Consider the following 7,961-nt stretch of genomic DNA (forward strand, 5'->3'; position numbering starts at 1 on the left):
CTGCCCCGCCGGAATGTCCCCCTTGGGAGGTCAGGGAGCGCCCGTGTTCGGTTTCAGGAGGTTCGTCGACCGTGGCCGAGGGGTCGTCGAGCCGACCACCCGACTCATCCGGCCCGGCCTCACCGGGTTCAAGCAGTTCCTCATGCGGGGCAACATCGTCGACCTCGCGGTGGCGGTCGTCATCGGCACCGCCTTCACCGCGGTCGTGAAGGCCCTGGTCGACAACGTGCTCACCCCGCTGATCGCCGCGATCGGCGGCAAGCCGGACTTCGCCGGCCTGCAGTTCACCATCAACAACAGCGTCTTCCGGTACGGCCTGTTCCTCAACGCCCTGTTCACGTTTCTGATCGTCGCGGCGACCGTCTACTTCGTCGTCGTTCTGCCGATCGCCAAGGCGAACGAGCTGCGCCGACGAGGGCACCCGGAACCCGAGGCGGAGCCCGCGATCAGTGACGAGGCCCGGCTGCTCACCGAGATCCGGGACCTGCTGGCCGGCGACACCAGCCGGTTGCCCAGCCAGGGCACCCAGGCCGGTGCCGTCGTCGCCGCCGAGCACGAGCAGTCGACCTGAGCCCCGTGCCCTGACAGCTCACCGGCGCCGTCAGGTACGGGCCGGTTCGGGGTCGGGGAGGCCGAGCACCCGGCGGAACAGCGTCTGGGTGGCGAGGACGATGCGGCTCTCGTCCCGGTACTCGTCGGCCTGCCACACGGCGTCGAACGCGCCATGCATGCAGTTGAACAGGAGCAGCGCGGTGGTCGAGACGTCGTCGACCCGGTAGGCCCCGGCTTCCACCCCCGCCGCCAGCAGCTCGCGGATCGTGCGGACGAGGTCGGCGAACGTGTCGACGAACTCGTCGTTCTCCGTCTTGGTCACGGACGCGAACAGGGCGTCGTGCAGGTCCTTCGCGTGGGTGAAGTCGTGGAAGCAGGCACGGACCGCGCTGTCGATCTTCTCGGTCCAGCTGTCGGCCTTCGCGATCGCGTCCGCCAGCTGCGCGGAGAACGCCTCGCCGAAGCGGCGCTGCACCGCGGCGATCAGCTCGTCGCGCGAGCGGAAGTACAGGTAGAAGGTGCCCTTCGCCACGCCCGCGCGGGCCACCACCTCGTCGACCGTGGTCGCACCGATCCCCCGTTCCAGGAACGCCTCCTCGGCTGCGTCGAGGAGGTCGTTGCGGCGTACGTCAGGCGGCTTGGTGCGGGGCACGCCGCCATCTTCTCATGGCCGCATCTTGACTGACTGACCATCAGTCGGTCACAGTCGGAGCGCCGGGACGACAGCTCGGCGACATCAGACCGAGGAGGTGCGACCGTGGCGGGAATCCTGCGGTACGCGCGGGGTGCTGGCGCTCTCACTGCCGCGACCACGGCTATCCGGCTGGCGGTGGGGGCGACCTACGTCGCCCAGGCGTTCCTCCTCGCCGACGTCCTGGTCACGATCCTGCGTGGCGACGGGGTCGCCGACCAGGCAGGTCGCTTCGGCTGGATCATCGGCCTGGTCGTCGCGCGGGCGGCCCTGCTGTTCGCCGCCGAGGAGACGCGGGCGCGCACGGCCGGCGCGACGAAGATCGCCATCCGTGAGCGGGCGTTCGCCAAGGTCGCCGAGCTCGGCCCGGTCCACCTCGCCGGCGACCGGGCTGGTGACGTCACGGCGACCCTCGTCGACAGCGTCGAAGCCCTCGAGGGCTACTTCAGCCGATACATCCCCGCGCTCGTGGCCGGCATCGGCACACCACTGAGCGCCGTGGTCGCACTGACGGTGACCGATGGCTGGCTGGGCCTGGTCGTGCTGGCCTTCGCGCTCGCCGCGGTGACCGGACCCCAGCTGTGGCTCGGCGTGATCGGAGACCGCAGCGACGAGCGCATGACCGCGACGATCGCACTGGGGTCGGCGGTGCTCGACACGATGCAGGGGATGGCGACGCTGAAGGTGTTCGGGGCGAGCCGGCGCCGGCGCGACGAGCTGGACGTCCTCGGTCAGCGTCTCATCGCCACGTGGGTCCGTGAGATGGCGGTGGCGCTGATCGCGGGCGCGATCTTCACAGCGTCGATCGTCGGAGGTATGGCGGCCGTCGCGTGGGCTGCCGGATCCAGGCTCGCCGACGGCGGCCTGGCGGTGCACGCGGCCTTCCTCGCCCTGGTCCTGTCCGCCGAGGCGCTGCGGCCCATAGCGGTACTCGCCGAGTCGTTCCACACCACCTATGACGCCGCCGGCGCCGCCCGCCGCCTCGACGCGCTGTTCGCCCTCGAGGCACCAGCACCCGACGTCCGGCCCGGCAGCACACCCGCCGCCCCGCGCGGCACCACTCCCCCAGGCCCGAGCCCCGCGCTCGCGGCCGCACCGGCGGTCGCGTTCGAGGACGTCACGTTCACCTATCCCGGTGCACGGACGCCGTCGTTGCGCAACGTCTCGCTGCGGATCGCGCCTGGCGAGCGCGTCGCGATCGTGGGCGCCTCGGGCGCGGGCAAATCAACACTGGCCAGCCTCCTCGTCCGCTTCGCCGACCCCGACCGGCCGAGGCCCGACCCGCAGGCAGCCGCCACGCAGACGCCCGAACCGCAGATGCCCGAACCGCGGGCGTCGACGCCGGGCACGGCCGGCCCGGCCCGAGCAGGGCGCGTGTGCATCGGCGACGTCGACATCCGCACGCTGCCGGTTGACCAGGTGCGGTCGCAGGTGGCGATGGTGTCCCAGCGCACCCACCTGTTCAACGGGACGGTCCGCGAGAACCTGCTGCTCACCAGGCCGGACGCGAGCGAGGCCGACCTCGGTCGGGCCGCGGCCGCCGCCGGCGCCCACGCGTTCGTCAGCGAGCTGCCCGCCGGCTACGACACCGTCATCGGCGAGGCGGGCGGGCGGTTGTCCGGCGGTCAGCGCCAACGCCTCGCGATCGCCCGGGCGCTGCTCGCCGACGCCCCGATTCTCATCCTCGACGAGGCCACCGCGAACGTCGACGCCGCGACGGAGGCAGCCATCCACACCGCACTCGAGGCACTCGCGGCCGGCCGCACCACGCTGGTCATCGCGCACCGGTTGTCAACGGTGCGCGACGTCGACCGGATCATCGTCATGGCGGACGGCCGCATCGTCGAGGAGGGCGACCACACCGCACTTCTCGCCGCGCGGGGCGCCTACCACCGCCTCGTCACCGCCCAGGAGACCGCCGCATGAACCCCACATTCCGGTCGGGCTCCCGCCGCCCGCTCCTCGACGTGCTGCGGCGGGCCGGCAACCGCGGGCTCTATGCCGTCACCCTGATCGGCGCGGTCGCCCAGTACGCCGGGGCGGTGGTCGCGGCCGCGGCCGGCGGGTGGGTGGTCGGCGCCGCCGGTGACGGTCGATCCGTCGCCGATCTGCGGGCCGGTGGCCTCGCCCTGCTCGCCGGGTTCGTCGCGGCGACCACCGGTCAATGGGTGAACCTGCACTACGCCCATGCGTTCGCCTGGCGCCACCAGGCCGGGCTGCGGCTGGGGGTGTACGACGGCCTCGAGCGCTCCACCCCGCACCGGCTGCAGGGTCGCCGGACCGGCGAGGTCGCCGCGGTGACCATGGCCGACGTCGAGCTCCTGGAACAGTTCTTCGCCCATCTCGCCCCGACGGCGTTCGCCGCCGCCCTGGTCTCGGCGGCCTCGGCCGTCGCCCTCGCGACGATCAGCCCCCTGGTCGCGATCGTGTTCGCCGTCGGCGTGCTCGCGGTCTCGGTCCTGCCGGCGCTGTTCGCCCGGTGGGCGGACGCGCGGGCCACCGACCTGCGCGCATCGCTCGGCGTGCTCAACGCCGACGTCGTGGACGGCGTGCGCGGCATGACCGAGCTCCTGCTCGCCCGCCGGGTGGACTCCTGGTCGGACCGCGTCGCGGCGAGCACCCGCCGCTACATCAGCCTCCAACGCCGGCAGGCCCGCGCCGAAGGTGCCCAGACCGCGGTGACCGACCTGCTCACCGCCGCGACGGTGATCCTCACACTGATGATCGTGGTCACCGCTGCCGCCGGCACCGGGAGCGGTGGGGTGACCATCGCGACCGGCGCACTCGCGGTCATGCTCGTCGCCGGGGCACTACGTCCGGTGGTCGAATCCACGGCGATCGCGGCCTCTCTCGCGCCGCTGCGGGCGAGCGCCCACCGGGTCCTCGCGCTGATCGAACAGCCCGCGGTGGTCCCCGACACGGCCGCGGTCTCCCCGAAAGCCGCGGACAGCTCGGTCGCCTTCGACGGGGTCGTCTTCGGCTACGAGGCGGACCGTCCGGTGCTCCATGACGTCACGTTCACGGTGAGGCCCGGCGAGATGGTCGCCCTCGTCGGCCCGTCGGGGGCAGGGAAGTCGACCTGCGCCAACCTGCTCCTGCGTCACTGGGACGTCGACACGGGCTCGATCACGATCGGTGGGCACGACCTGCGTGACTACCGCCTCGAGGACCTGCGCCGCCTGGTGGGCGTCGTGCCGCAGGACGTGCACCTCTTCGACGCCTCGGTTGCGGACAACCTACGGCTGGGCGCGCCCGACGCCACCGACGACGACCTCGTCGCGGCCGCCCGCGCCGCCAGCGCCCACACGTTCGTCGCCGCGCTCCCGCAGGGCTACGCCACCCACGTCGGTGAGAACGGCGCCCGGCTCTCGGGCGGCGAGCGGCAGCGCCTCGGCATCGCCCGGGCGCTGCTGCGCGACACCCCGATCCTGATACTCGACGAAGCCGCCTCCAACCTCGACGCGGAGAACGAGCGCGCGCTGCAGACAGCGTTGCGCACCGTCCGCCGCGGCCGCACCACGATCGTGATCGCACATCGACCTGCCACGATCCGCGCGGCCGACCGCGTCGTCGTCCTGCGCGAGGGGACCGTCGTCGAGCAGGGGCAGGGCGCGGACCTGCTCGCGGGCGGCGTCCCCGCGGCCCGGCACGGGTGAACGCCGCGGCCGGACGGCGGCCCTCGACGGTGGACTGCCGGCGGCCCACCGTCGCAGGCCGGGTTCCAGGTACCGCTGGCCCGGTCAGCCGCCGATGGTGGAGTTACTGGCCGCGGTGACGATGGTCCTGGCATCCGCAGGCGTCAGGAAACCGCGGAACACCGACGTCCACGCCGCCGCCCGCACCTTGTTCACATAGTCGGCGTGGGTCGGGTAGAGCTGGCTGAGCACCGGCTCCGCGGTCTGCGGCGCGGTCGGGTTGGACGGGTCGCCCGCGTTGTGCCTGTCCCAGGGGTCGGCGTCGCCGTTCCATGGATCGGTCGCACCGAACAGTCCGCAGAACAGCGCCGCCAGGCCCTCGGCGTAGCGCTGTCCGGACAGGGTCCTGGTGGGCACCGCGACGTCAGGAAGCCGGATGCCGCCGCGGGCGAGCCCGGTGGCGGGGTCACGGACCGGTGTGCTGCCCTCCATGGCGAGGAGCGCGCCGGTGGCCGGCGCGGGCCCGCCGCGTATCCACCGGTTCATGGCCGACAGTGCGGCGTTCAGGGAGTAGTGCGCCGGGCCATCGTTGATCGGCGCCGTGTTCGCCCCGCAGTCCCGGGGCGGAACGGGCTTGCCGAACATGCGCTCGTACACGGGCTGCCCGGTGGTGAGAAGCCACTGGTCGGCATGGGAGGTGCCGGCGAGCTCCCAGGTGTGCACAGTCGCCGAGTCCGGCTGCCGGGCTGTCACATGGAGCGTCATGTCGGTCTCGGTCAGCACGACGAAGGTCGGCACCCTCAGATCGGTGCGGATGAGAGTCGGGTTGGGCATCCTTTCGGACGGGTCGGCGCTCAGCGGCGTCGGTACCGCCATGTTGCTGTGGATGAGATACCCGTCGTACACCCGGGCCACCGGAGCCACCGCGTTGACGTAGGTCGTCAGACGCATCGCGGACTGGGACTCGCCGACCCCGAGCAGTTTCCTGAATTTCAGTGTTCCCAGCGGGTTCGGCCCGTTCGGAGTGCGCAGTGCCTGCGCCGCCTGCGAGAAGATGTCGTACGAGTACTGGTCGCCAGGGTGGTTGAGGGTTCCATATCGAGCCTGGTCCCAGGCTTTGAGGCCGGGGTATTCTCCCGCCGCGTTGATGCCGAGCTGCTGGGCGGAGACTCCGACGTAGGCATAGCCGGAGCGCAGGATCTCCTCGCGCATGGTCGTCCAGTCCACCTGCGCGTCGATGCCGCCACTGACGTTGAACCACTCGACCAGGACGGTCCCGTTGAACTTCGCCGGGTCCGCCGGATAACGGACCAGCATGCGGCTCTGATAGGGAGCCTGCGTGCCTGGAGTCACCTGCCAGCGCCCATCCGACCCGAACACGCCGTTCCTGTTGTAGGCGGTAGCCGTGCCACCGAACAGGAACTCACGCTCCACATACCCCTTGGCGGCGAGAAGCGCCGGTTCCTCCGCCTGGAACGGGAAGCCGTGGCTACCGGCCGCCGGCACGGTGATCGTCGGGGACGCGACGGCGCCCGCCCTCGGGGCCGCGTGTGCGGACGGAGCGCAGACCGCCAGCACCGAAACAGCGCATGCCCCGGTGGCGAGCAGCGCGGTAACGCGCCTACCCAGTAATCGCGAATATCTCATCGGACCTCCACCGAATTCTCCGGACCAGGAGGTCCCCATTCTTACGTCGACGCGATCTAATGTCGTTCAGTTCACCCCGCTGCCGACACCAAGGTGCCAGGCGTGCCGGGCACCGGTACAGCAGAACAGAATTCTGCCTGCCTCACTGCTTCTCGGGTGCGGGCAGTCAGAGCGACGGCAGCAGCAAAAGGCCACGTCGCCGACGAGCCGCGCCGTGTCCGGCGACCGCTTTCTCGCGGCGAGATGCGTGCAGCGGGAGTGTCGACCATTTCCTCGCGGCCGACCCGAGGCGCAGGCGACCGGGGACCAGGGACTGGCGAGCACCGGCCCACCCGGTACGCAGGGGGCCGGTGCTCGCCGGGTGGGAGGAGTTATCTGAGGGAGGCCAGGTGGTTGCGCAGGCCTTCGCCGTAGGCGGTCGGTGTGCCTGCGAAGTCCCTGATCAGCGCGGGGAATCCGCTGCAGTCGTGGGTGTTCCACGCCCAGCCCAGGTAGCTGTCACTGTGGGCGTCGAGCCAGGTCATCGTCTGGTCGCTGAAGGAGTGGTTGCAGTCGCTGTCTCCGAACTCGCCCGCGACCAGCGGGACGGCGGCGGAGACCGGCGCGATCTGGGCGTCGAAGCAGGGCACCGTCACGCACCCGCCGAAGTCGTACATGTGCCAGCCCGCGGCCAGATTGCCGGTCGGGTCGGTCGGCCTGTTCGCCAGCCAGCCGGTGAGGTCACCACCCCAGCCGTTGCCGGTTGCCAGGACGATGTTCGTGGCGCCGGTGCTGCGGACAGCGTCGAGCATGTCCTGCATACCGGCCACCTGGTAGCCGATGCCGCAGTCGCCGCCGTCACGCCAGCAGGCCCAGGAAATGTCGTGGGGTTCGTTGTAGAGGTCGAACAGGACGGACGAGTTTCCCCTGAACGTCGTCGCGACCGACCGCCAGAAGTCGGGGGCGTGGTCGGCGTCGGCCATCTGCCGCTGACCCGTCGCATGCTCCGTCCCCGGAGCAGCCCAGTGCAGGTCGAGAACAGCCGCCATACCGTGAGCGTTCAGCCGGCCGACGAAATCGACGATCGCCTGCCGGTAGACCGCGCCGGAGTACTGCGCGGGCGCGCCGTTGATACCGAGCCAACACGTCTCGTTCAGCGGGATCCGCGCAGCGTTGGCCTTCCAGGACGCGATGGCCGCCACGGAGGCGTCGTCGCTGGGGCCGTCGAACAGCCCCCAGCCCTGGATACAGGCGTATTCGGTACCAGATCGGTTCACGCCGAGCAGTCGCACCGGCGCCCCCGAGCGATCCACGATCGAGGTGCCGGAAACCCGCAGACCGGTGGGAGTCCCCGCACCAGGACCCAATGCCGTGAAGCTTAAGTCGATCTTGGATGGTTGATCTTCCGCTGGTGCTGGCTGGTGGGTTGGTACGGCGTGGCGGCGTGGCATCTGTGC

General features: G+C 71.2%; 6 protein-coding genes. 3 read left to right on the forward strand and 3 right to left on the reverse strand.

From position 1 onward, the window contains the following. Positions 1 to 43: 43 nt before the first annotated feature. The gene (mscL, locus tag CC117_RS29635; protein ID WP_071090329.1) at positions 44 to 571 is read left to right on the forward strand and encodes a large conductance mechanosensitive channel protein MscL; all 528 of its coding nucleotides are present in this window, start codon (positions 44 to 46) and stop codon (positions 569 to 571) included. Positions 572 to 601: 30 nt separating this feature from the next. Here mscL and CC117_RS29640 read toward each other — a convergent pair whose 3' ends face one another. Further along, complete coding sequence (locus tag CC117_RS29640) at positions 602 to 1,204, reverse strand: TetR/AcrR family transcriptional regulator (RefSeq protein WP_071090332.1); 603 nt, start codon at positions 1,202 to 1,204, stop codon at positions 602 to 604. Between the two features lie 105 nt (positions 1,205 to 1,309). Between CC117_RS29640 and CC117_RS29645 the strand changes: the two genes are divergently transcribed. Both CC117_RS29645 and CC117_RS29650 read left to right on the forward strand, forming a co-directional pair. Beyond that, the gene (locus CC117_RS29645; protein WP_071090334.1) at positions 1,310 to 3,169 is read left to right on the forward strand and encodes an ABC transporter ATP-binding protein/permease; all 1,860 of its coding nucleotides are present in this window, start codon (positions 1,310 to 1,312) and stop codon (positions 3,167 to 3,169) included. After that, complete coding sequence (locus CC117_RS29650) at positions 3,166 to 4,899, forward strand: ABC transporter ATP-binding protein (protein WP_071090337.1); 1,734 nt, start codon at positions 3,166 to 3,168, stop codon at positions 4,897 to 4,899. Before CC117_RS29645 ends, CC117_RS29650 begins: the two co-directional genes overlap by 4 nt. Before the next feature lie 84 nt (positions 4,900 to 4,983). On the opposite strand, the gene CC117_RS29655 is transcribed toward CC117_RS29650, so the two are convergent. Both CC117_RS29655 and CC117_RS29660 read right to left on the reverse strand, forming a co-directional pair. Beyond that, positions 4,984 to 6,525: an alpha/beta hydrolase domain-containing protein gene (locus tag CC117_RS29655; RefSeq protein WP_241830544.1), complete on the reverse strand. Its 1,542-nt coding sequence runs from the start codon at positions 6,523 to 6,525 to the stop codon at positions 4,984 to 4,986. A gap of 371 nt (positions 6,526 to 6,896) precedes the next feature. Next, positions 6,897 to 7,817, reverse strand: coding sequence for a glycoside hydrolase family 5 protein (locus CC117_RS29660; RefSeq protein ID WP_084133010.1), 921 nt, complete (start codon positions 7,815 to 7,817; stop codon positions 6,897 to 6,899). Between the last annotated feature and the right edge of the window lie 144 nt (positions 7,818 to 7,961).

It is taken from the genome of Parafrankia colletiae, assembly GCF_001854655.1.
Taxonomy (GTDB): Bacteria; Actinomycetota; Actinomycetes; order Frankiales; family Frankiaceae; genus Parafrankia; species Parafrankia colletiae.